The 21998-nt window shown below is 69.5% G+C and carries 23 protein-coding genes; 14 read left to right on the top strand and 9 right to left on the bottom strand.

The window, feature by feature from the left end:
* The first annotated feature begins 40 nt into the window (after positions 1-40).
* Positions 41-607, top strand: coding sequence for a hypothetical protein (locus AC1DVI_RS11865; RefSeq protein WP_476958140.1), 567 nt, complete (start codon positions 41-43; stop codon positions 605-607).
* Positions 608-610: 3 nt separating this feature from the next.
* On the opposite strand, the gene AC1DVI_RS11860 is transcribed toward AC1DVI_RS11865, so the two are convergent.
* Both AC1DVI_RS11860 and AC1DVI_RS11855 read right to left on the bottom strand, forming a co-directional pair.
* The gene (locus AC1DVI_RS11860) at positions 611-1213 is read right to left on the bottom strand and encodes a demethoxyubiquinone hydroxylase family protein (protein ID WP_476958139.1); all 603 of its coding nucleotides are present in this window, start codon (positions 1211-1213) and stop codon (positions 611-613) included.
* A gap of 4 nt (positions 1214-1217) precedes the next feature.
* The gene (locus tag AC1DVI_RS11855; RefSeq protein ID WP_476958138.1) at positions 1218-3170 is read right to left on the bottom strand and encodes a right-handed parallel beta-helix repeat-containing protein; all 1953 of its coding nucleotides are present in this window, start codon (positions 3168-3170) and stop codon (positions 1218-1220) included.
* Between the two features lie 279 nt (positions 3171-3449).
* Here AC1DVI_RS11855 and AC1DVI_RS11850 point away from each other — a divergent pair, with 279 nt between their 5' ends.
* From AC1DVI_RS11850 to AC1DVI_RS11835, 4 genes are read left to right on the top strand one after another with little or no spacing between them, the layout of a single operon-like run.
* Positions 3450-4877 (top strand): hypothetical protein, encoded by a 1428-nt coding sequence (locus tag AC1DVI_RS11850; protein ID WP_476958137.1) that lies wholly within the window; start codon positions 3450-3452, stop codon positions 4875-4877.
* 20 nt (positions 4878-4897) lie between these two features.
* Entirely contained in the window at positions 4898-6055 is a 1158-nt protein-coding gene (locus AC1DVI_RS11845; protein WP_476958136.1) for an alginate O-acetyltransferase AlgX-related protein, read from the top strand.
* 29 nt (positions 6056-6084) lie between these two features.
* A complete protein-coding gene (locus tag AC1DVI_RS11840) occupies positions 6085-7089 on the top strand; it encodes a glycosyltransferase (protein ID WP_476958135.1) in 1005 nt (334 codons plus the stop codon).
* Positions 7089-8012 (top strand): glycosyltransferase family 2 protein, encoded by a 924-nt coding sequence (locus tag AC1DVI_RS11835; protein WP_476958134.1) that lies wholly within the window; start codon positions 7089-7091, stop codon positions 8010-8012. The genes AC1DVI_RS11840 and AC1DVI_RS11835 overlap by 1 nt, the downstream gene beginning before the upstream one ends.
* 34 nt (positions 8013-8046) lie before the next feature.
* Here AC1DVI_RS11835 and AC1DVI_RS11830 read toward each other — a convergent pair whose 3' ends face one another.
* Positions 8047-9549 carry a hypothetical protein gene (locus AC1DVI_RS11830; protein ID WP_476958133.1) on the bottom strand — a complete coding sequence of 501 codons (1503 nt, stop codon included), beginning with the start codon at positions 9547-9549 and terminating at the stop codon, positions 8047-8049.
* A 230-nt stretch (positions 9550-9779) separates the two neighbouring features.
* On the opposite strand from AC1DVI_RS11830, the gene rpmH reads away from it, so the two are divergent.
* The 6 genes from rpmH (at position 9780) to AC1DVI_RS11800 (ending at position 14563) form a co-directional block, all read left to right on the top strand.
* Entirely contained in the window at positions 9780-9914 is a 135-nt protein-coding gene (gene rpmH, locus AC1DVI_RS11825; RefSeq protein ID WP_014239280.1) for a 50S ribosomal protein L34, read from the top strand.
* A 5-nt stretch (positions 9915-9919) separates the two neighbouring features.
* Positions 9920-10402 (top strand): ribonuclease P protein component, encoded by a 483-nt coding sequence (gene rnpA / locus AC1DVI_RS11820; RefSeq protein ID WP_476958132.1) that lies wholly within the window; start codon positions 9920-9922, stop codon positions 10400-10402.
* The gene (gene yidD, locus AC1DVI_RS11815; RefSeq protein WP_476958131.1) at positions 10399-10719 is read left to right on the top strand and encodes a membrane protein insertion efficiency factor YidD; all 321 of its coding nucleotides are present in this window, start codon (positions 10399-10401) and stop codon (positions 10717-10719) included. Before rnpA ends, yidD begins: the two co-directional genes overlap by 4 nt.
* Positions 10720-10745: 26 nt before the next feature.
* Positions 10746-12485: a membrane protein insertase YidC gene (gene yidC / locus AC1DVI_RS11810; protein ID WP_476958130.1), complete on the top strand. Its 1740-nt coding sequence runs from the start codon at positions 10746-10748 to the stop codon at positions 12483-12485.
* Positions 12486-12627: 142 nt separating this feature from the next.
* Entirely contained in the window at positions 12628-13290 is a 663-nt protein-coding gene (gene yihA / locus AC1DVI_RS11805) for a ribosome biogenesis GTP-binding protein YihA/YsxC (protein ID WP_035674103.1), read from the top strand.
* A gap of 4 nt (positions 13291-13294) precedes the next feature.
* Positions 13295-14563 (top strand): cation:proton antiporter domain-containing protein, encoded by a 1269-nt coding sequence (locus AC1DVI_RS11800; RefSeq protein WP_476958129.1) that lies wholly within the window; start codon positions 13295-13297, stop codon positions 14561-14563.
* 4 nt (positions 14564-14567) lie between these two features.
* Here the strand turns inward: AC1DVI_RS11800 and AC1DVI_RS11795 are convergent, their stop codons facing one another.
* Positions 14568-14798 (bottom strand): hypothetical protein, encoded by a 231-nt coding sequence (locus AC1DVI_RS11795; RefSeq protein WP_476958128.1) that lies wholly within the window; start codon positions 14796-14798, stop codon positions 14568-14570.
* A 169-nt stretch (positions 14799-14967) separates the two neighbouring features.
* Here AC1DVI_RS11795 and argB point away from each other — a divergent pair, with 169 nt between their 5' ends.
* Genes argB through AC1DVI_RS11780 form a run of 3 tightly spaced genes read left to right on the top strand, consistent with a single transcriptional unit; the run spans position 14968 to position 17201 of the window.
* Entirely contained in the window at positions 14968-15867 is a 900-nt protein-coding gene (argB, locus tag AC1DVI_RS11790) for an acetylglutamate kinase (protein WP_145625606.1), read from the top strand.
* 24 nt (positions 15868-15891) lie between these two features.
* Positions 15892-16203, top strand: a complete 312-nt coding sequence (locus tag AC1DVI_RS11785; RefSeq protein WP_476958127.1) for a hypothetical protein — start codon at positions 15892-15894, stop codon at positions 16201-16203.
* Between the two features lie 14 nt (positions 16204-16217).
* Entirely contained in the window at positions 16218-17201 is a 984-nt protein-coding gene (locus AC1DVI_RS11780; protein WP_476958126.1) for a magnesium transporter CorA family protein, read from the top strand.
* 7 nt (positions 17202-17208) lie between these two features.
* Here AC1DVI_RS11780 and AC1DVI_RS11775 read toward each other — a convergent pair whose 3' ends face one another.
* The 5 genes from AC1DVI_RS11775 to aceB form a co-directional block, all read right to left on the bottom strand.
* Positions 17209-17751 carry an MAPEG family protein gene (locus AC1DVI_RS11775; protein ID WP_476958125.1) on the bottom strand — a complete coding sequence of 181 codons (543 nt, stop codon included), beginning with the start codon at positions 17749-17751 and terminating at the stop codon, positions 17209-17211.
* A gap of 6 nt (positions 17752-17757) precedes the next feature.
* Positions 17758-18714, bottom strand: coding sequence for an acetyl-CoA carboxylase carboxyltransferase subunit alpha (locus tag AC1DVI_RS11770; protein ID WP_200485100.1), 957 nt, complete (start codon positions 18712-18714; stop codon positions 17758-17760).
* 87 nt (positions 18715-18801) lie between these two features.
* On the bottom strand, positions 18802-19674 hold the full coding sequence (locus AC1DVI_RS11765) for a DMT family transporter (RefSeq protein WP_476958124.1): 873 nt from the start codon (positions 19672-19674) through the stop codon (positions 18802-18804).
* Positions 19675-19747: 73 nt separating this feature from the next.
* Positions 19748-20230, bottom strand: coding sequence for a DUF29 domain-containing protein (locus AC1DVI_RS11760; RefSeq protein ID WP_476958123.1), 483 nt, complete (start codon positions 20228-20230; stop codon positions 19748-19750).
* A gap of 65 nt (positions 20231-20295) precedes the next feature.
* Positions 20296-21900 (bottom strand): malate synthase A, encoded by a 1605-nt coding sequence (gene aceB, locus AC1DVI_RS11755; protein ID WP_476958122.1) that lies wholly within the window; start codon positions 21898-21900, stop codon positions 20296-20298.
* Between the last annotated feature and the right edge of the window lie 98 nt (positions 21901-21998).

Raw genomic sequence — 21998 nt, 5'->3', positions numbered from 1 at the left:
CGATGTCAATCGCTTTTTCAGATGAGGCGGCTGGACCCGCGTGCCGGGATGCGCCATCATCGGGGCATACATCCGCAATCCGGCCGACTCGATGAACCCCACCGGCAAGAAAGCCCCAGCCAATCCCTTGAGCCAAGCCAGGGCCGTTCCGCCGGTAGAATCCATCGACAGGGACACGAAAGCGGTTCACCCTGAGACGGCCGGACGCTCCACCACGCCGGCTTCCGCGCAGGAACGGACGGTACGCATGGCTTACGTGACCCAAGACAAGTTCAACGAAGCCATCGACCAACTTGGTAACCACATCGGCCGTCGGCTGACCGCGCTCGAAACCGAGGTGAAGTCTCTGCGCACCGACATGGTGCAGGGCTTCGAAAAGGTGGACCAGCGTTTCGAGGCCATCGACCAACGGTTCGAGGCGATCGACCAACGGTTCGAGGCGATCGACCAACGGTTCGACGTCATGGATCAGAAATTCGAGTCGATTGACCAGCATTTCGAAAATCTCGAAGGGTCGCTGGCCGCGTCGAACAAGGTCCACAACGACAATCACCTGGAACTGAAGCAGATGCTCGGCGTCCTGCTCCAGGAAATCCGCAGCAAGTAACCGTCACACCCAGCGCGCCGCCCTCACCCCCAGACCGGACAGGAACACCGCCAGTCCCGCCAGCGCACGGGCGGTCCAGGGCGGTGCCGGGTCGAGACGGGCGGCGTCGTGGGCATGGAGACGCTCGTCGAGGCGGCAGGCCTCCAGCAGGTTCAGCAGGTCCGGATCGGGGGCGATCCGCCGCGCCAGGGCGATCTGCCGGGCGTAATGTCCGTCCACCCACGCTTCCACCCCGGCGACCACCGCGTAGAAATAGGGCGGGCCGAGCCACGCCGGCAGCCCGCCCATCAACCGGCCCGACCAGCGCCAGAACGCCAACGGAGCGCTGCGCCTGTCCGGCGGCAGGACCGCCTCGAACAGCCGCAGGTGCCGCCGCTCGACCCTTCGGTGGGACGCGGCGAAGCGCAGGACCTCCGGATCGGTGGTGGCGCCGGCGACGCCGTCGTAAAGAGCGACCGCCACGGTCTCTCCGACATGGCTGGCGCGCAACTCGCGAAGGATGCGCGGCGGCAGGGCGGACAGGTCGAGCTGCGGCGGCGCCAGCCCGACGGTGGCGGACGGCGGCGCCTCGGCAGAAGAGTTGGGCGAGGGAATGCGGGTGTCCACGGGCTCAGCGCGCCCCTTCCGGACCGATGCGCGACCAGGGAAGCTCCTGGAAGCCGATCTTCAGGGCGGGGGAGTTCGGGCGCAGGCGGTAGTCGTCTTTCGCTGGGTTCATGAAATAGGGGTCCGGCAGGTTGCCTCCTTGAACGGAGCGCGCCTGCGTCCGTTCCATGGACGCGCCCGGCGCGCGCAGGCCGCGGCCCGGACGGTCGAAGATGTTGTTCTCCAGCCGGTACTCGCCGCCGGTCAGCGCCGTCACCAACTGCTCCACCGGAACGCGGGCGTGGATGAGGTTGCGGCTGGCCTCGTTGTCGCGCAGGAAGCCCGCCGTCCCCGCCTTGGGCACCCATTCGAAGCGCAGAAAACGGTCGCGCTCGTCGGTCAGCACGGCGATGTTGTTCTCCACCCGGTTGCCGTCGCCGCCATGGATGAAGACCGACGCCCAGCCGGTGTCCTCCAGGAAGTTGCCCTCCACCCGCACGCCGTTGGTCAGGTCGTCCAGATAGACGCCGAAGCCCTTGTAGCGGGTCATCCAGCGCCCCGCCGCGTCGGTGGCGATCCCGCCGGTCCCCCGGATGTCGTTGAAGCGGATGACCAGCTTGGTGTCGATGTCGCTGCGCCCCAGCGTCTCGATGGCGCCGAGGTCGGCGGTCTCCCGCCCGACGTCGCGGATGCGGTTGTACTCGATCACGTTGTCGACGTTCTTCGTCTCCGGGTTCCAGTTCTTCATGGAGATGCCGTAGCGGGCGGCGTGCCGGATGTCGTTGTGGGCGATCCGCGTGCGGGTCACCCCAGCGGTCATGATGCCGGCGCTGTAGAGGTTCACCTCCCCGACATGGCGGATGGTGTTGGCGACGATCCGGTTGCCGGTGCTGCCGGGTGTGAGTTCGATCCCGCTGCGCCCCAGATGCTCCAGGCGATTGCCGCGCACCTCACTGTCGGAGACGCCGACCAGCAGCACACCCGTCCCGACCGCGGAAAAGCGGTTGTCGAGGACGCGGTGCCCGGTGCCGCCGGCCAGCCGCACGGCGGCGCCGCTGTAGGGCACGTCGACGAAGGACAACCCGTCGAGGGTGATGGAGTCCGCCTTCTCCGCCTGGATCAGCGGGGCGGTGCGCGCCACCACCGCCTCGCCCTCACGGGCGAAGGCCGCCGGGTCGTGGGGGCGGAGCAGCAGGCGCCGGTCCTTGGCGCTCCAGGCGAACTGGCCAGGGAATTTCAGGAAATCGGGATGGCCGAGCAGGCGGAAGGTGCTGCCGTCGCGGAACGGGTACCAGCCGTCGCGGTCCAGAACCAGCGTGCCGTTGCGGTCGATGCGCTCGATGCCGCGGATGTCGTCGGCCTGCCGCTCGCGGTCGAGCGCCTGGACACGCACGCCGGGGACCGCCCAGGCCGCCTGGACGGTGCCGGGCGGAAAGCGGAACTGCCGCTTGTCGCCGCCGCCCTTGGTCTGCTGGGCGACGAACCAGCCGCTGCGGATCGGGTCCTGCGGGTCGAAGGCGCCGCTCTGCGCCGCGCGCAGCCGCACCCCGCCGGCGCTGACGTCCAGCCCCGGTTCCCGCGCCAGCGGGGCGGAGACGACGCCATCCCGCTCCGCCTTGAAACCCGTCACCACCTCGCCGCCCGACAGGATCGGGGTCTCGCCGGGAAAGGCGGCGATGCGCAGGCCGGAATCCTCCGGCCCCAGCGTCACCGTGTCGGTCAGCCGGTGGGTGCCGCCGCGCAGCAGGATCAGGTGCAGACCGCGCTTGCGCGCCTCCTCCACCGCGCGGGCCAGCGTGGCGACCGGGCCGTCCCGCCCGTCCGGGGTGGAGGCGGCAACCCGCCCGGACCAGCGGTCGTCACCCTGGGGGGAGACGTGGATCGCCGGTTCGGCCGCAAGGGACGGGTGGAAGCCAGCCAGGAAGAGGACCAGCCACAACAGCCCGCCCGCGAAGAGTCCAGGAATCCGGCGCGTCATATCACCTCCGTTCGGCACCCCAGCGAAACTGGCGGCGGGGGCCGGATGAAGCAAAAGCGCGGACGGGGTGCCTCGAAGGCGTGGCGCGGATAGCCCTGACCGGGCGGACCTCGCCGTCTGCGCTCCCGGACGGGGGGACCCGACCGGGGCCGGCGGCGTTGCTTCCGGGGAGTGTCGCTCTCGCTCCCGAGGGCCGGCACGACGACACCGCCCCACAGGCCGTCACCACGGGCCGTGGCCGGCGGTGCCGCGCGTTCACGAGGCCAAGCGGAGTCCGGCATGATCGAAACGGCGTTGATCGCGCAGGTGCTGGTGGTGGCCCTGGTCGCCGTGGTGTTCCTCAGCACCGGCACCGCGTCGATGTTCCACCCGCTGACCTATTATCTGATCTTCCACACGCTGGTCTTCGTGATCCGACCGCTGCTGGTCCATGGCTTCGGCATCGACAACGCCTGGCTGTTCATGGGCTATTGGCCGAGTGCGGCGGAGTTCGTGAAGTCGCTGACGGTCAGTTCGGTCGCGCTCGTCGCCTTCTCCGCCGCCTGCGGCTGGGCCGGGCGGGTGAAACCGGATTTCAGCCGGGCGCCCACCTTCACCTTCGACCGGCTGGACATCACCGCCTTCGCCCTGACGGTGGCGGCGCTGGGACCGCTGGCCATCTATTCGGCGATCCTGCGCCAGGACGGCGCCGACTTCACCGGCACCGGCGATGTGCAGATGGAGCGCGACCCGCTGACCGGCCAGCCGGTCTACGTCAACACCACCGGCTACATCGCCGAGGCCCATTCGATGGGCCTGCCGCTGACGCTGGGCATCATCTGGGTCAGCCGTTTCCACCCGCTGTCCTTTATCCCCTTCATCGCCTTCGTCAGCTACCGCGCCTATCTGGGCTGGGGGCGCTGGGCGATCATCATGGGCGTGCTGGGCATGGTGCTGCTGATCCTCTACCACACCCGCACCAAGTGGTTCCGCTGGTGGCAGCTCGCCTGCGGCCTGCCGGTGCTGCTGCTGTTCCACACGCTGGGCAACAACCGCGACTTCCTGCGCGGCGTGCTGGCCGGCACCGAGAGCCCGGGCAAGCTGTTCAGCGTCTTCCAGGGCGGCCAGGGCTCCTTCGTGGAGAGCGTGTCGAACCAGGACATCGCCAACTTCGACTTCCTGGCCTTCATCCTGTGGGCGGTGCCGCAGCAGTCGGGGACCTACACCTGGTTCACCCAGTATCTGCAACTGTTCACCGAGCCGATCCCGCGCATGCTGTGGCCGGACAAGCCCATCGGCGCGCCGATCAAATGGGTGTCGCTGCACGATTTCGGCAACTTCTCCAACCTGACCACCTCGCTGGCCGGGGACGGCTGGATGAGCGCGGGGTGGATCGGCGTGATCGTCACCATGGTGGTGGTCGGGCTGATCCTGGGCCGGCTGCACCGCTGGTTCTGGGAGTCGGGCTTCACCAACCGCTACGCGGTGCTGTTCTACTGCGCCTTCATCCCGCTGTCGCTGCAATGGTACCGCGACGGCAACATCACCATCGTCAAGTTCGGCTTCTTCTCGCTGCTGCCCATCCTGCTGTGGATCGGCGCGACCAAGGCGCTGCGCCTGTGGATCGGCGACTCCGCCGGGTCGCCGCTCGCCCAAAGCCGCATGTCCGTCTTCCACAAGCCCGCCTTCCGCCTGCCCGGCTTCCGGTTCCCCGCGGACCGGGCGTGAGGCGACCGGTGAGGGGCGGGTTGGACAGGATCGTTCTGCGCGGGCTGGCCCTCGCCGTCGCGCTGGTCCTACCGCTGGCCTTCGCGCTGGACCCGCCTGACGGCGACCTGACGGAGCTGGGCGGCTACGCGGAGAACCGCTTCGGCCCCAAAGCACCGCAGGCGATCTTCGTGCCGCCGCTGGCCGAGGCGGCGCGGCCCGGCGCCGGTTACGACGTTATGGTCTTCGGCGACGGCTTCTCCCGGCCCGAGGCGGAGGAGCGCCACGGCCGCTACGGCCGTTACTGGACCGACCATCTGCGCAACCTGACCGGCCTGACCGTGGGCGTTCGGGCTTCGGACGGCGCGGCGCTGGCCGGCTATCTGGCCTCCCCCGACTTCCGGGAGCACCCGCCGCGCGTGGTGATCCTGCAGTTATCCGAACACGAGTTGGGGGAGCGCATCGGCGGCTTGGCGCTGTCCACCGTCACCACACCCCGCCCCCATGCGGTGGCTACGTTGCGCCCCCTCGCCGTCCAGCCCCTCAACCGCCAGCCACGCGCCATGGAGCGCACCCGCGCCCAGGCCTGGAACCCGCCGCCGGTCGGCCACGCGCTGGACCTGCTGGTCAAGGCGCTGCCGCGCACGGTGCTGAACGTCACCGGCGGCCCGGTGGAGGAGCGGGCGCTGGCCTATGCGGGACTGTTCAGCTCCGCCGCCGCGACGACCACCCTCTTCCACGCGGAGGATTTCCAGCCCTGGCGCACCGACCGCCGTCTGTTGGAGGAGCGCCGCGCCGGGCTGCACGCCATCCAGGACGCGGTGGAGTCCAACGGGGTGACGCGCTTCCTGCTGCTGGTCGCGCCGGACAAGGGGACGGTTTATGCCGATTTCCTGCTCACCCCCCCACCCCACCGGTCCGCGGTGGACGAGGTCATGGCCGCCGACCCGACGCTTCAGGCGGTGCCGCTGGCCGCCGGCCTGACGGCACTGGCCGCGGGCGGGGTGCGCGATCTCTACGCGCCCAACGGCAGCCGCTGGGGGCTGGAGGGGCAGCTCTACGCGGCGCGGACGGTTGCCCGCGCCCTGGGGCAGTTGGGCGTGCTGTCCGGCGCCACCGACCCATCGCCGGACGTCGCCATCCTGCCCTGCCGGCCGGACCAGGGCGACTGCACCCCCACACGCACCCAAACCGACTGATGGACAGGACCAGGAGGAACCGCCCAGCCATGGCTCACGACACATTCCCGGCGGACAGCGTTTCGGCGGACATCGCCCAAGGCGTCGTGGCGATCGTCGTCACGCACAACCGCCTGCCGCTTCTGGCCACCTGCGTCGCGGCGATCCTCGGGCAGCACCCGCGACCGGAGCGGCTGGTGGTGGTGGACAGCGGCTCCAGCGACGGCACGCCGGAGTGGCTGGCCGCGCAGGCGGAGGAGCGGGACGACGCGCTGGTCGTGGTGCGGCAGGCCAACTGCGGGTCCGCCGGCGCCTACCACACCGCCTTCGAGACGGCGCTCGGCCTCGGCGCCCGCTGGATCTGGAGCACCGACGACGACGGCATCCCGCAGCCCGGCGCGCTGGCCGAACTGCTGGCTCAGGCGCGGCACCACGGCCTGTCCATGGTCGGCCCGCTGGTGCTGGCGGCGGAGGACCGCTCGACCCTGGCCTTCCCCATGCAGGGCACCCGCGACCCGGACAGCCTGATGGCGCGGGCGGTCGACGGGCTGGCGCCGGGCACCATCGCCCTGTTCAACGGCACGCTGATCGGCCGCGCCGTCTTCGAGCAAATCGGCAACGTGAAGCGCGAGATGTTCATCTGGGGCGACGAGTACGAGTTCACCCTGCGCGCCCGCCGCGCCGGGCTGAAGGTCGGCACGGCGGTGAAGGCCCTGCACATCCATCCCGGCATGTCGCGGACGGAGCACAAGGTGCTGGGCGGCCGGCTGGGCACGGTGGAGACGATGCGGGCCGACCGGGCGCCGCATTTCTTCCGCAACATGGGCTACATCCACGCCAACTACGAGAAGGCGGGGGTGATCCCGCGCATGATCGCCAAATACACCGCCCATTATCTGGTGAACCGGGACTTCCGGGGCCTGCGGGTCTTCCTGGACAGCTACCTGTCCGGCCTGCGCGACGAGTACCCGGAGGAGCTGAAGCGCCCACCGGTCCGGCTGCCCCTGCCCGAGCGGCCGCGCGCCGCCTCGTCCTCCTCCAGCGAGGTTGCCTGATGCCCAGCGTCAGCGCCGTCATCGCCACCTTCAACCGCGCGCCGGAACTGCGCACCGCGCTGTCCCGCCTGCTCGCCCAGACGCACCCCGTCGCGGAGATCCTGGTGGTGGACGACGGGTCCACCGACGGCACCGACGCCATGGTGCGGGGGGAGTTCCCCACCGTCCGCTACGTCCGGCTGCCGCACAACGCCGGGCTGATCTACGCCCGCAACTTCGGCTTCGTGAACACGGCGGGCGATTACGTGCTGTCGGTGGACGACGATTCCTGGTTCGCCGAGCCCGACGGCCTCGCCCGCGCGGTGGCCTACATGGAGACGCACGCGGATGTGGCGGCGCTGGCCTGCAACATCGAGACGCGCGACGGGCTGGTCTATTTCCCGCCGCAGGCCGACCCCTTCGACGCGCCCTGGTACGTCGGCTGCGGCCATCTGCTGCGCCGCAGCGCGGTCGCCGCCGTCGGCCTCTACATGCCGGAGCTGTACCGCCAGGGGGAGGAGAAGGACCGCTGCCTGCGGCTGATCGGCGCCGGCCACCGGGTGGTCGCCCTGCCCGGCATCATGGTCTATCACGACAAGAGCGAGAAGGGCCGCAAGCCGGGGCTGGAGCGCTTCTACAACCACCGCAACGACCTGATCCGCGAGATCGCCCGCTGCCCCGCCGGCCTGCTGCCCTGGCGCTTCGCGCGGAGCTGGATCGGCAACAGCTGGAAGAACCTGCGCCACGGCCCGCGGCTGACCGACCTGAAGGTGCTTCTGGCCCTGCCGGAGATCCTCCGCATCGGCCTGAAGCACCGCGCCCCCGTCAGCGAGGACGCCTACCGCCGCTGGCTGTACCTGTCCAAGACGGCCGCACCAGGCCTTTCCCAACCCGACCCCGCGCCAGCCCACAATCCCCTCCCCCGCCCAGCGGGGGAGGGTTAGGGTGGGGACAAGCCGCCACCCTTAAAGCCACCACCTACGCCGACGTCCGCGCCAGATGGTGCCCGATCGCCGTGCGCAACTTGTTCAGCCGGCGCGGCAGCTTGCGCAGCTGGCGCAGCACGGCGGGCTGCGGCGGGTTGATCGGCTCGCTCAGCAGGTCGGGGGCCATGCGGCGGATCAGCTCGGCCTGATGCTGGCTGGAGCGGCGGACGTCCACCGGCATGGCCAGGGCGATCGCCAGGAAGTCCGCGCAGTTGCCGACCTGGAAGAGCTGACGCCCGGTCAGGTCCACCCCCTGGTCGATGGCCGAGAGCCAGCCGGCCACCCGCTGCTCCAGATAGAAGCGGTCGCGCAGGTCCATCGCGCCGCCCGGCAGGACGTCCGGCGTCTTTACCACCCAGGCCAGCCATTCGCGCAGCGCCTCGCAATGGGACGGCGGGTTGTAGAGCTTGCCGCGGAAGGCGTCGAACATCCGGGCGGCGGTGTCCTCGGCGTCGGCGGCAAGGCCCGGCGGGATCTGACCCCAGTAGAAGCAGCGCGCCACCTCGAAGACGCCGCCGTGCAGGACGACGGCACCCTCCGGCACGCCGTCCCAGGCGCCGTTGGCGTAGAACTCCCCGTCCATCGCCGCGGTGTGCCCGCCGGTGTGGGCGGCGTAGTCGCGCGCACGCTGGGCGTCCAGCGGCGGGCAGGGGATCAGGTGATGCTCCACCCCCGCCAGCCGGGCCAGCTTCGGCGGCAGCTTGCGGTCGCCCGGCGTCAAGTCGCGGTGGTCGAAGGTGAAGGTGGCGAAGGGCACCTCGGCCTTCTGCGCCGCGGCCAGCAGCAGCCGCGTGTCGTAGCCGGCGGTGAGTTGGAGCATCAGCGGGCGGTTGCCGCCCTCCGGTCCCGACAGGGTCCGGTGCAGATTGCGGATGGCGGTGACCAGGATGGACTCCATCCGCTCATAGGCGAGCGAATCGGAAAAGCCCGGCGGAACCGCCGGGAAGGGCCGGCGGAAGGTCAGGAAGCCCGGATCGTCCATCGGGCGGGCGGGGTCGAGCACCTGGGTCGGCAGCAGCCGGCGCACCCCGGCCAGCCCGGAGCCGGGCAAAGGGTACCAGTCCAGCCCGGCCTCGTGCGTCAGGGGACGGCGGAACGTCGCCTCCTCGCCCAGCAGTTCGGCCATCACCCCGGCGCTGGAGGCGAGGGTCAGGGCGCCGTCCACCATCCCGTAGAAGCAGCCGAGCGTCCCGCCGGTGTCCAGATGAACCGCCCGGTTGTTCAGCAGCAGCCAGCGTCCCGTCCAGGAACGGCACAGCTCCGCGTTGTCCCCGGCGCGGGACGCGGCCAGCGCCTCCACCGGGTCGGGACGCGCCGGGTCGGTCTGCACGGGAAGCCCCAGCAGGTGCCAGACCGTCTTGTCGGCGCCCAGCACGCGCCGGACCGGCAGGTCGGGACAATGGGACAGGACCAGCCCGCCGATATCACGGCTCACCCAATCCGGACGGAGCGCGTGGGTGTTTTTGGACACGATGAATTGCCGCCGGTGCAGCATGCCGACTTCCCCCGGACCTTTCGCGAATGTCAGGGGGTAAACACGCCGCACGGCGGGGGAGGCAGGCCCCTACCCCTTTTCACCCTCCTTTGCGCCACCCTTCTTGCCTCTGCCCATCCGAACGGAGAATATTTCCCACGCTTGGGTGGCAGGGCGTGATTGACTCCGGGGGTCGGTACCTCTATACAGCGGGGCTCATTTTTTGCCCTGAGATCGAGGAGTATGGTGCCGTGAAACGCACGTTCCAGCCCAGCAAAATCGTGCGCAAGCGCCGGCATGGCTTCCGCGCCCGCATGGCGACCGTCGGTGGCCGCAAGGTGATTGCCCGCCGTCGCGCCAAGGGCCGCAGTGTCCTGAGCGCCTGATACGCATGGCGGCGCCGGACCCCAGGGTCGGGCGCCTGAAGCGGCGGCCGGAATTTCTGGCCGTGGCCGGTACACGGCGCAAGCATGTGGCTCCCGGCCTTATCCTGCAGGTGCGCCGACACGACGAACGGCAGCGGCCCGCCCCTGGCGAGCCGCCGATTCGTCTTGGCCTGACGGCGAGCCGCAAAGTGGGGAACGCGGTCGTGCGCAATCGCGCACGCCGCCGCCTTCGCGAAGCGGCCCGTCAAATTCTGACCGCCCACGCGGCCCCCGGTCACGATTTCGTGCTGGTGGCCCGCGCCGCGACGGCCGAAAGGCCGTGGACGGAGTTGGTGGGCGATCTGATTGCGGCGCTGAAACGCCTCGGTCTGTGGCGCGACGCGTCCAAGAGCGAGGTGCCCAAGAGCGAGGCGAATGGCGGGCCAAACGCCGTCACACCCAACGGCGGGACCGGCAACGGTTCCGGCGGTGGGGAGGCCGGCGCGTGAGCCCGCTCGCCTATTTTCTGCGCGCGCTCGTGGTCGGCTATCAGTGGACCCTGTCGCCCTTCATCGGGTGGCACTGCCGATTTCAGCCGACCTGTTCAAACTATGCGCTGGATGCGCTATCTAAGCACGGAGCGATCCGGGGCAGTTGGCTGACCGTCCGGAGGCTTCTGCGCTGCCATCCCTGGGGCGGGTGGGGATATGATCCCGTGCCCGAACCGGGGCGGTCCAACCGCTGTTCGCACGGGCCGGACGACGCGGCGCATCGATGCAGCAATTCGCATGCCGGCCTGAAAACCGGCGTTCGGCCCCCTTCTTGATGAAGGCCCACGGCAACCGGGATGCCATGACCGATCAACGCAACCTCATCCTCGCGATCGCTCTGTCGATCGCCATCCTCCTGGGATTCCAGTATTTCTACGATGGACCCCGGGTAAAGCAGCAGCAGGCTGCGCAGCAGGCCGCCCAGACGGAGCAGTCGGTCACTCCCGGCGCCGCGCCAGCGCCGGGCGCCGCTCCCGGTTCAGTCCCCGGCACGGCGGCTCCCGCCACGGTCCGCGACCGCGCCGGCCTGCTCGCCGAGCAGATGGCCGCCGGAACGCGCGTCAAGATCAACACGCCGTCGCTGCACGGATCGGTCAATCTGGTTGGGGGCCGCATCGACGACCTGACGCTGGCCGACTACCGCGTCACCCCCGATCCCAAGAGCCCGGAAATCGTGCTGCTGGCCCCCGCCGGCACGCCCGAGGCCTATTACGCCGAGTTCGGCTGGGTTCCGGAGGACAAGTCGCAGCCGGTTCCCGGCGCCGACACCCGCTGGACCGCCGCCGGCACCGCGCTGACGCCGGACCAGCCGCTGACCCTGACCTGGGACAACGGCAAGGGCCTGGTGTTCGAGCGGACCATCGCGGTCGACCAGAACTTCATGTTCACGGTCACCCAGAAGGTGCGCAACACCGGCTCCACCCCGGTCAGCCTGCTGCCCTACAGCCTCGTCAGCCGCGCCGGCACGCCGCACACCGACGGCTACTACATCCTGCATGAAGGCCCGCTCGGCGTCTTCGACGGCAAGCTGAACGAGCACAAGTACGACGACCTGCGCAAGGCCGGCACCGTCTCCGCCCAGAGCACGGGCGGCTGGATCGGCATCACCGACAAGTATTGGCTGGTCTCGCTGGTCCCCGACCAGAAGGCCCCGATCACCGCCCGCTTCGTCCACTCCGCCCCCGGCGGCACCGACCGCTATCAGGTCGACACGCTCGGCAAGGCCGTGGAAATCGCCCCCGGCGCCACCATCGAGATGACCGACCGGCTGTTCGCCGGCGCCAAGCAGGTCCGCCTGCTCGACGACTATTCGGACAAGCTGGGCATCGCCAACTTCGATCTGGCGATCGACTTCGGCTGGTTCTACTTCCTGACCAAGCCGTTCTTCTACGGGCTGGACCTGCTGGGCCGCCTGTTCGGCAACTTCGGCATCGCCATCCTGGTCTTCACCGTGATCGTCAAGGCGGCCTTCTTCCCGCTGGCCAACAAGTCCTATCACGCGATGGCCAAGATGAAGAAGCTGCAGCCCAAGATGATGGAGCTGCGCGACCGCTTCGGCGACGACAAGGTCCGCCTGAACCAGGAGATGATGGCGCTCTACAAGCGCGAGAAGGTCTCGCCGGTGTCGGGCTGCCTGCCGATCCTGATCCAGATCCCGGTGTTCTTCGCGCTGTACAAGGTGCTGTTCGTGACCATCGAAATGCGGCACGCGCCGTTCTTCGGCTGGATTCACGACCTGTCCGCGCCCGATCCGACCACCATCTTCAACCTGTTCGGTCTGATCCCGTGGCAGCCGCCGCACCTCCTGATGCTGGGCCTGTGGCCGATCATCATGGGCATCACCATGTACTTCCAGCAGAAGCTGAACCCGGCACCGCCCGATCCGGTGCAGCAGAAGGTGTTCCAGTTCCTGCCGATCGTCTTCACCTTCATGCTCGCCAGCTTCCCGGCTGGTCTGGTGATCTACTGGGCCTGGAACAACACCCTGTCCATCGCCCAGCAGTGGATCATCATGCGGCAGGACGGTGTGAAGGTGACCTGAGGGTCCTTTCCATCTGATACCCGGCTTCCCTGAACCTCAGGGCATCGACCGCCGGCAAGCGCCTCCCTTGACGGGCGTTTGCCGGCGGTTATGTTTTGGGCCGGTCACGATCCACAGCCCGCCTCTTTCGAAAGCGCCGTCCATGACCTCTTCCAGCAGCTCCCCGATCTCCGGTTTCGACGAGGAGGCCCTGGAAGCGGGGCGGCTTCTGTTCGCCAAGGAATGCGACTTCATCTGGGGCGCCCAGACGGCGGAGCAGCTGCCGGAGGCCGACCTGCCGGAGGTCGCCTTCGCCGGCCGCTCCAACGTCGGCAAGTCCAGCCTCGTCAACGCGCTGACCGGGCGCAAGACGCTGGCCCGCACCTCCAACACGCCGGGCCGCACCCAGCAGCTCAACTTCTTCAACCTTGGCAACCGGCTGAAGCTGGTGGACATGCCCGGCTACGGCTACGCCAAGGAATCGAAGGAGAAGATCGAGATCTGGAACGACATGGTCCGCCGCTTCCTGCGCGGCCGCGTCACGCTGCGCCGGGCGCTGGTGCTGGTCGATTCGCGCCACGGGCTGAAGCCCAACGACGAGGAGATCATGACGATGCTCGATCAGGCGGCGGTGCCCTACGTCGTCGTCCTGACCAAGTCGGACAAGGTGCGGTCGCAGGAGCTGGCCGAGGTGAGCAAGCGCACCGTGGCGGCCATCAAGAAACACCCCGCCGCCTTCCCGGAGATCCACGCCACCAGCGCCGAGAAGGGCCAGGGCATCGCGGAGCTGCGGGCCAGCCTCGCCCAGCTCGCCAGCCTGGGATGACCCGATGCCCGTCGAGCTGACGCCGGCCCTGCTGTTCCTCCTCCAGGCCATCCTGCTGATCGCCGGCCCGTTCCTGCTGTGGCGGCTGTCCGGGCTGAAGCATGTGGCCCCGATGGTGGTCATCCAGATCCTGTTCGGGATCGCGCTCGGCCCGTCGGTTCTCGGGCAGGCCGCCCCGGAACTCTGGCAACCGCTGTTCCCCAAGGGGTCGCTGGCGCCGCTCTCCGGGCTGGCCCTGCTCGCCGTGGTCTTCTTCGCCTTTTTGACCGGGCTTCATCTCGACCTGGAGGAGTTCAAGGGCCGCGGGCGCGCCTTCGTCGGCATCAGCCTGTCGAGCATGCTGGTGCCGACCCTGCTCGGCGGCGCGCTCGGCTGGTGGATCGTCGGCGCCTTTCCCGAGATGGCCGGGCCGAAGGCCGACCCGCTGCTGTTCGCCGCGGGGTTCGGCATCTGCATCGGGGTGACCGCCCTGCCGGTGCTGGGGGCCATCCTGCGCGAAATGGGGCTGATCGGGGAGCGGGTCGGGCGGCTGGCGCTGGGCTACGCGGCAGTCAACGACGCGCTGCTGTGGCTTCTCATCACCGCCGTGCTGGCCCTGGCGGCGGGGGGAAGCGGCGGCTTCGCCGGGGTGGCATGGATCGCCGTCCTGGGCTTTGCCTATCTCGCCGCGACGGAGCTGTTCGCCCGCCCCCTGCTGACCCGGCTGATGAACCGCATCGCCCCGGACGGCGACGTCGGCGACATGGTGGTGGTGGTCACCTGCGCCGCCCTGCTCGGTTCCGCCGCGGTGACGGAACTGATCGGGCTGCACTACATCCTGGGCGCCTTCGTCGCCGGCACGGTCATGCCGCGGCGGCTGGCGGCGGCCATCCTGGACCGGCTGGAGCATTTCGCCACGCTGATCCTGCTGCCCTTCTTCTTCACCCTGACCGGCCTGAAGGTCGATCTCGACCTCGCCGCCGCGGCGCAATGGTGGGTCTTCGTGCTGGCGACCGTGGCGACCATCACCGGCAAGATCCTGGGCACCGCCCTGCCCGCCCGGCTGTCGGGCGAGAGCGCCGCCGATTCCTGGCGGCTCGGCACGCTGATGTCCTGCAAGGGGCTGATGGAGGTCATCGTCCTGACCATCCTGCTGGAGGCGGGGGTGCTGTCGGAGGCCTGCTTCTCGGCCATGGTGCTGATGGCGGTGGTGGTCACCGCGCTGACCCAGCCGATGACCCTGCTGGCCGGGCGGATCGCCGGCCGCCGGGCGGGCCACGCCGGCACAGCCTGACCCGTCAGCCGGGTTTCCGCACGTTTCCGGTCACCACCGGATCGGCGCCCGGCCCATCAGACCCGGCCTTTCCGTCCCCACGCGCCTGCTCCTTCAGCGCCGTGTTGGCCTCCGTCACCTCCTGGGCGTCGGGGGAGCCGTAGATCTCCTCGGCCCGCCGGGCGGTCTCCTCCATCTCGGCCTTGTGGGCTTCGGTGAAGGGGTTGCGCGGCGTCGGCATGATGCGGTCGTTCATGGCACCGTCCTTTGCGGTTCATCCTACCCCGGGCGAACCGCCGGGCGCGGCAAGGGTTCCCGGACGCGGCGCGCGCCTGAAAAAGCCCCCTAGGCACCCCCCGCGCTTTCCGTTAAAGAGTCGGCGGAATCTCACCCGATTGGCCCACCCCGACGAACGGCTCCATCCCGTGCAGAACACGACCCGCGACGAGTGGCTCGCCAAGGCCCGCACCCTGTCCGAAGCCCTGCCCTACATGCGCCGCTACGCCGGGCGCACCTTCGTCATCAAGTACGGCGGCCACGCCATGGGTGACGACAGCCTGGCGGAGAAGTTCGCCCGCGACATCGTCCTGCTGAAGCAGGTCGGCATCAACCCTGTGGTCGTGCACGGCGGCGGCCCGCAGATCGGGCAGATGCTGCAGCGGCTGGCCATCAAGTCCAGCTTCATCGACGGCCTGCGCGTCACCGACAAGGAGACGGTCGAGGTGGTCGAGATGGTGCTGGCCGGCTCCATCAACAAGCAGATCGTCGCCGCCATCAACAACGCGGGCGGCCGCGCCGTCGGCCTGTCGGGCAAGGACGGCAGCCTGATCACCGCGCGCAAGCTGCGCCGCACCCAGCGCGACCCGGACAGCAACATCGAGAAGGTGCTGGACCTCGGCTTCGTCGGCGAGCCCTATCAGGTGAACCCGCAGATCCTCACGTCGCTGGCCCAGTCGGACATCATCCCGGTCATCGCCCCGATCGGCTTCGACCGCAACGGCGACACCTACAACATCAACGCCGACACGGCGGCGGGCGCCGTCGCCTCGGCGCTGGGTGCCACCCGCTTCTTCCTGCTGACCGACGTCGCCGGCGTTCTGGACAAGAACAAGGAGCTGGTGCCGCGCATGTCGCTGGACCAGGCGCGCGCCGCCATCGCCGACGGCACCGCGACCGGCGGCATGATCCCGAAGATCGAGACCTGCATCGACGCCGTCGAACAGGGCGTGGACGCCGCCGTCATCCTGGACGGCCGGGTGCCGCACGCCCTGCTGCTGGAGATCTTCACCGAGGGCGGGGCCGGTACTATGATCGGCCGCGAGTGACCGGGTAAGCGAAGGGGACCCGCCATGTCCGACGTGCGCAAGGACCTGCTCCGCCAGATGAAGGCCATTCGTGAACGGATGGACCCGAAGCTGCTGGAACGCGCCAAGCTGTCGGTCTTCGGCAAGGTCCCCTACGACCGCGACTCGGCGAAGGAAGCCGTCGGGCATTTCCTCGACTCCAAGGATGACGGCGGGGCCTTCCGGCGCAAGCTGGAGGCCGCGCTGCGCGAGGACGGCGCGCCCGTCGACCTTCCGGAAGGGGAAGCCGGACGCGGCGACAGCCCCGCCGATCCGCCCCAGCCGCGCAAGCCGCGCCGCTTCGGCCGCCTCCTCTAAGGCGGACCGCCGCCATGCTCCACGTCTTCGCCTGCGACGGTGACCGGCTGCGCTGGGCCCGCGAGGCCGAGGGCGTCCGCACCCCGTTGCCCACTGAGGCCGTCTGGCTCGACCTGCAGAATCCGACTCCGGAGGAGCTGGCCCGCGCCGAGGCGCTGATGGGCATCAAGCTGCCGACTCGGGAGCAGATGGCGGAAATCGAAGAATCGAGCCGCCTGCGCGTCACCCCCGGCGCCGTGCACATGACCGCCCTCGTCCTGGTCTGGGCCGACACCGACCAGCCGCGCATCGTCCCGGTCAGCTTCGTCCTGGCCGGCGGGCGGCTCGCCACCATCCACACCGTCGATCCGCAGCCCTTCCTGGCCTTCCGCCGCCGCGTCACCCGCAACGGCGGTACGGAATTGACGGCCGAGGCGGTCCTGGCCGCCCTGCTCGACGGGGTGGTGGAGCGCACCGCCGCCGTCCTGCGCCGCGTCGGGCTGGAACTGGACACCATGGGCAGCCGCGCCTTCCGCGGGCGCGCCCTGCCGGTCAAGGGGGAGCGGCGGGACGACAGCCGCACGCTGAAGCGCATCGGCCACACCGGGCACCTGATCGGCAAGGCCCATGTCAGCCTGTCGACTCTCAACCGCCTGCTGACCTTCCTGGCCCGCGGCGAGGGCTGGACCCCGGCCAAGCGGACCCGGCGCTGGGCGCGCGCCGCTTTGCAGGACGCGACGGGCCTCGGCGAATACGCTCAATTCCTGTCGGGGAAGGTCAGCCTGCTGCTGGACACCACGCTGGGCCGCATCAACGTCGAGCAGAACGAGATCATCAAGATCGTCTCGATCCTGACGGTCACCCTGTTCCCGCCGACGCTGGTCGCCAGCATCTACGGCATGAACTTCGCGACCATGCCGGAAAAGGACTGGACGTTCGGCTATCCGCTGGCGGTGATGCTGATGATCCTGTCGGCGGCTCTGCCGATGATCCACTTCAAGCGGCGGCGCTGGCTGTAATTTCCGCTCAGCCGACGGCGAGCACCAGCGCCCAACCGAGCACGACGAGGTTGACCGTCAGCGTGACCGCCATGCCGGGGGCGCGGGCGTAGGGGTGGATCACGTAACCCGCCCAGAACAACAGGCGGCCCAGCACGAACAGCGCGGTCGCCAGCCGGGCGAACCCCAGGTCGGGCAGCGGCATCTGCGCCACCAAAGCTGCCAGGGCGGGCACGAAGATCAGCGTCTGCTCCACCGTGTTGGTCAGCACGCGCTGGCTGACCCGGTGGAAGCGCGACTCGGCGTCGTCGATGGGGTTCAGGGCGACGGAGCGGGCGCGGGCGACCAGCACCCCGCCCACCGTCAGGAACAGCAGCAGCGCCGGCCACAGGGCGAGACGCCCCCAGAAGGCCATGCGCGCGCCCGGATCGGCGATGCCGGGCGGCGGCGCGAACAGCGGGGGCAGCAGCCACAGGGCCAGCAGCGCCACGACCACCGCGGCGAGGTTGACGGTGGCCGCCAGACGCAGAAGACGGGTCTTGGAAGGACGGGTCTCCGGTGCGGCGGCCATGGCGCCTTACCCCAGGCCCTTCTGGCCCATGTCGAGGAACTTCTGGCGGCGCTGGGCGCGGATCGCCGCACCGTCCAGCCCGTCGAGGTCGCCCAGCGACTCCTCGATGGCGTCGCCGAGCGCCTTGACCGTTTCCGCCGGGTCGCGGTGGGCGCCGCCGATCGGCTCGCTCACCACCCGGTCGATGACGCCGAGTTCCTTGAGGTCGTGGCTGATCAGGCGCAGCGCGACGGCGGCCTCGCCGGCCATGTCGGGGTTGCGCCACAGGATCGACGCGCAGCCCTCCGGCGAGATGACGGAGTAGATGGCGTGCTCCAGCATCAGCACCCGGTCGGCGGTCGCGATGGCGATGGCGCCGCCCGAGCCGCCCTCGCCGATCACCGCGGCCACCATGGGCACGGACAGGCGCAGGCAGCGCTCGATGCTCTTGGCGATGGCCTCGGCTTGGCCGCGCTCCTCCGCCTGGACGCCGGGGAAGGCGCCGGCGGTGTCGACCAGCGAGACGACCGGCAGTTTGAAGCGGTCGGCGAGGTCCATCAGGCGCTGGGCCTTGCGGTAGCCCTCGGGCTTGGCCATGCCGAAGTTGTGGCGCACGCGCGTTTCGGTGTCGTGGCCCTTCTCCTGCCCGATCACCACGACCGAGCGGCCGCGGAAGCGGCCCAGCCCGCCGATGACCGCGCGGTCTTCGGCGAAGCCGCGGTCGCCGGCCAGCGGCGTGAAGTCGTCGATCAGCCCCTTCACATAGTCCAGACAGTGCGGACGGTTGGGGTGGCGGGCCACCTGCACCTTCTGCGCCGGGGTGAGCTTCGCGTAGGTCTGCCGGAGGAGCTTGTCGACCTTGGTCTGCAGCTTCGTCACTTCGTCGGCGATGTTGATATCGCCGGCGTTGGTCAGGTGGCGCAGTTCCTCGATCTTGCCTTCAAGCTCGGCGATCGGCTTTTCGAATTCCAGGAAGGTTTGCATGCCGGAAGGATCACGGACCGAATAGGATAGGACGCGGACGTCGCGGACCGGCCTTGGTACCACGGTGCGCGGCGGCGATGCCACAGCTTATCGCGCGAATCGCCGGCCAAAACTGACCAGAAGCACGCCCAGGACGATCACCGTCGCCCCACCCCACACCCAGGGGGAATAGCGCTCGCCGAACAGCAGCGTCCCGGTGCCCAGCCCGACGGAGGTCGCCACGTAGCCGATCTGGCTGAGATAGACCGGCCCGGCGACGACCTGAAGCCGGAAATACAGCACGTAGGTCAGCGCCGTCACCGCGATCTGGAGCAGGGCGAGCCAGGGTGCCCGGCCCAGCGCCGGCAACTCCGCCACCGCCCCGGTGCCGAGCAGGGCCAGCGCGACCCAGCCCGCCCCGCCCAGCATGGTCCCCGCGGCCAGCGCCACCGACTGCCCGCCCGGTGGCCAGGCCACGGTGCGGTAGACGTTGCCCGCCGCGACCGACAGCGGCATGACGAAGGCCAGCGCCATCCAGCCCGCCAGATCGGGTGAGGGCAGGCTGCCGCGCGGCCCGACGATCATCAGCGCCCCGACGAAGCCCAGCAGAATGCCCACCACCCGCCCGCGGTCGGGCTTTTCGATCCGCACCGCCACGGCCATCAGCAGCGTCAGGATCGGCGGCAGCGTGTAGACCACCGCCGACAGCCCGGCCCCCAGCCACGGCATGACGAAGAACAGCACCACGTTGGGCAGCGCCATGGACAGCAGCCCCGACACCGCGAAATAGCGCAGGTACCGTCTGGTCAGGGGCCCGGCGGGAAGCATCGCCTGGCCTTTGACGCGCGCCAGCCCGGCCAGGATCACCCCGGCGCCCAGCATCATGGAGAAGGCCCAGGGCAGCGGCGGCACGCCGCCCGCCTGCGCAATCTTGGTGACCGGAAAGATCACGCCGATCAACCCGCCGACCAAGAGCAGCAACGCAAGCGATTCGGCCCCGCGCGAGGCCGGCGGAACGGTGGAGGGTTGGGAGGTCAATGTCAGATACGCAATGTCAGATCGGCGGGGTCCGGGAGCTGCGGCGCCAGCCGTCCTCCAGATCGTCCGGGAAGGCCGGGTCGAGGGTCTGCTCCACCGTGAAGGGGCTGTCCTCGGGGAAACGCTCCACCGGCAGATCGGTTTCGCGGGCGGCCTCACGCCGGGCAAGCTGGTAGGCCTTGGCGAACAGCGCGGGCAGCTTGGGCGTCAGGCTGGGGTTGTCCTCCAACACGAGGGCCGCGTTGTCCCGCTCCCGCTGGATGCTGTTGCGCCAGCTCCGCGACCGGCGGGCGGGTTGTTCCTGCCATTTCAGGAGATGCAGAAGAATCAGGCGCAGGCAGCTTCGCAGACGGTCGGCCTCGCTGCGGCCCATGCTCTCGATCTCCTCCGCGAGGTTTTCGGCGTCCACTTCGGACAGCTTGCCGGCGCGCAGAAGCCCGGCCTGCTCCTGCGTCCAGCCGTAGAAATCGTCTCCATACGCGGCGGCGTTGCGTCCCATGGCGGCCCCTTCGGGTGATGTGCCGACACCAATATGGTGAACACGCCGTGGGCTTGGCAACGCCCTCACGCCCCTTGCGCGACGATGCGGTCGTAGGCCGGCAGGGTCAGGAAATCCACGAAGTCGTCGCGCTCCACGAGGTCGCGCAGCATCACCGCAGCGTCCTCGTACAGGCCTCGCTCGAAGGCGCCGTCGCCGACGCGGGCCTTCCAGGCGGCCAACTCCTCGGCGATGGTCTCGTCCACCAGCTCCATGGTCACCGGGCGCCCGTCGTCGAGCGCAGCGCCGTGATGGACCCACTGCCAGAGCTGGGTGCGGCTGATCTCCGCGGTGGCCGCGTCCTCCATCAGGTTGAACAGCGGCACGCAGCCGATGCCGCGCAGCCACGCCTCCAGATAGCCGATGGCGACGGCGACGTTGTTGCGCAGGCCGCGCTCCGTCTTCGGCCCCTCGGGCACGGCCAGCAGGTCGGCGGCGGTCACGGCGACGTCGGCGCGCTTGCGGTCGATCTGGTTGGGCTTGCGCATGTAGGCGTCGAACACCTCCCGCGCGACGGGAACGAGGCCGGGATGGGCCACCCAGGTGCCGTCATGGCCGTTGGACACCTCCCGCTCCTTGTCGGCGCGGACTTTGGAGAAGGCCGTCTCGTTGGCCGCGGGGTCGTCCTTCACCGGGATGTAGGCGGCCATGCCGCCGATGGCCGGCGCGCCCCGGCGGTGGCAGGTCTTGACCGCCAGCAGGCTGTAGGAGTGCAGGAAGGGCGTCGCCATCGTCACCTCCGCCCGGTCGGGCAGGACGGCGGCGGGGTCGTTGCGGAATTTCTTGATGAAGCTGAAGATGTAGTCCCAGCGCCCGCAGTTCAGCCCGGCGGAATGGTCGCGCAGCTCGTAGAGGATCTCGTCCATCTCGAAGGCGGCCAGGATGGTTTCCACCAGCACGGTGGCCTTGATCGAGCCGTGCGGAATCGTCAGATAATCCTCGGCGACCGAGAACACCTCGTTCCACAGCCGCGCCTCGAAATGGCTTTCCAGTTTCGGCAGGTAGAAATAGGGGCCGGAGCCGCGGGCCAGCAGCTCCTGCGCGTTGTGGAAGGCGTAGAGGGCGAAGTCGAACAGCGCGCCGGACACCGGTTCGCCATCGAACCGGACGTGTTTTTCCTCCAGATGCCAGCCGCGCGGGCGGACCTTCAGGACGGCGGTCTTGTCGTTCAGACGGTACTTCTTGCCCGACATGGGATCGTCGAAGGCGATGGTCCGGCGCACGGCGTCGCGCAGGTTGGCCTGCCCCTCGATCAGGTTGGCCCAGGACGGGCAGCTCGAATCCTCGAAATCGGCCATGAAGACCTTCGCGCCGGAATTCAGCGCGTTGATGATCATCTTGCGGTCCACCGGCCCGGTGATCTCCACCCGGCGGTCGAGCAGGTCGTGCGGCAGCGGCGCGATGGTCCAGTCGGCCTCGCGGATGGCGCGGGTCTCCGGGAGGAAGTCCGGCTTGTGCCCCTGGTCGATCAGCGCCTGCCGCCTGGTCCGCACGTCAAGCAGGCGCAACCGCTCCGACCCGAACCGGCCCTCCAGCTCCGCCAGGAAGGCCAGCGCCTCCGGCGTCAGGATTGCCTCGAAGCCCGGCGTGATCGGACCCAGGATCTCAAGCCCGGAGATGGTCGTGGCCATGCGGTTCCCCCAGTTCGTCGCGAGGGCGGTCCGACGCACCCGCGCCAGCCAACCCCATTGGAACCAGGGCTATACCACAGCGGGAGAACCTGCCATAG

Source organism: Azospirillum sp. P4_B5 (assembly GCF_056402275.1).
The sequence above is the reverse complement of the archived record's forward strand: the minus strand, read 5'-3'. Positions and strand labels throughout refer to the sequence as shown.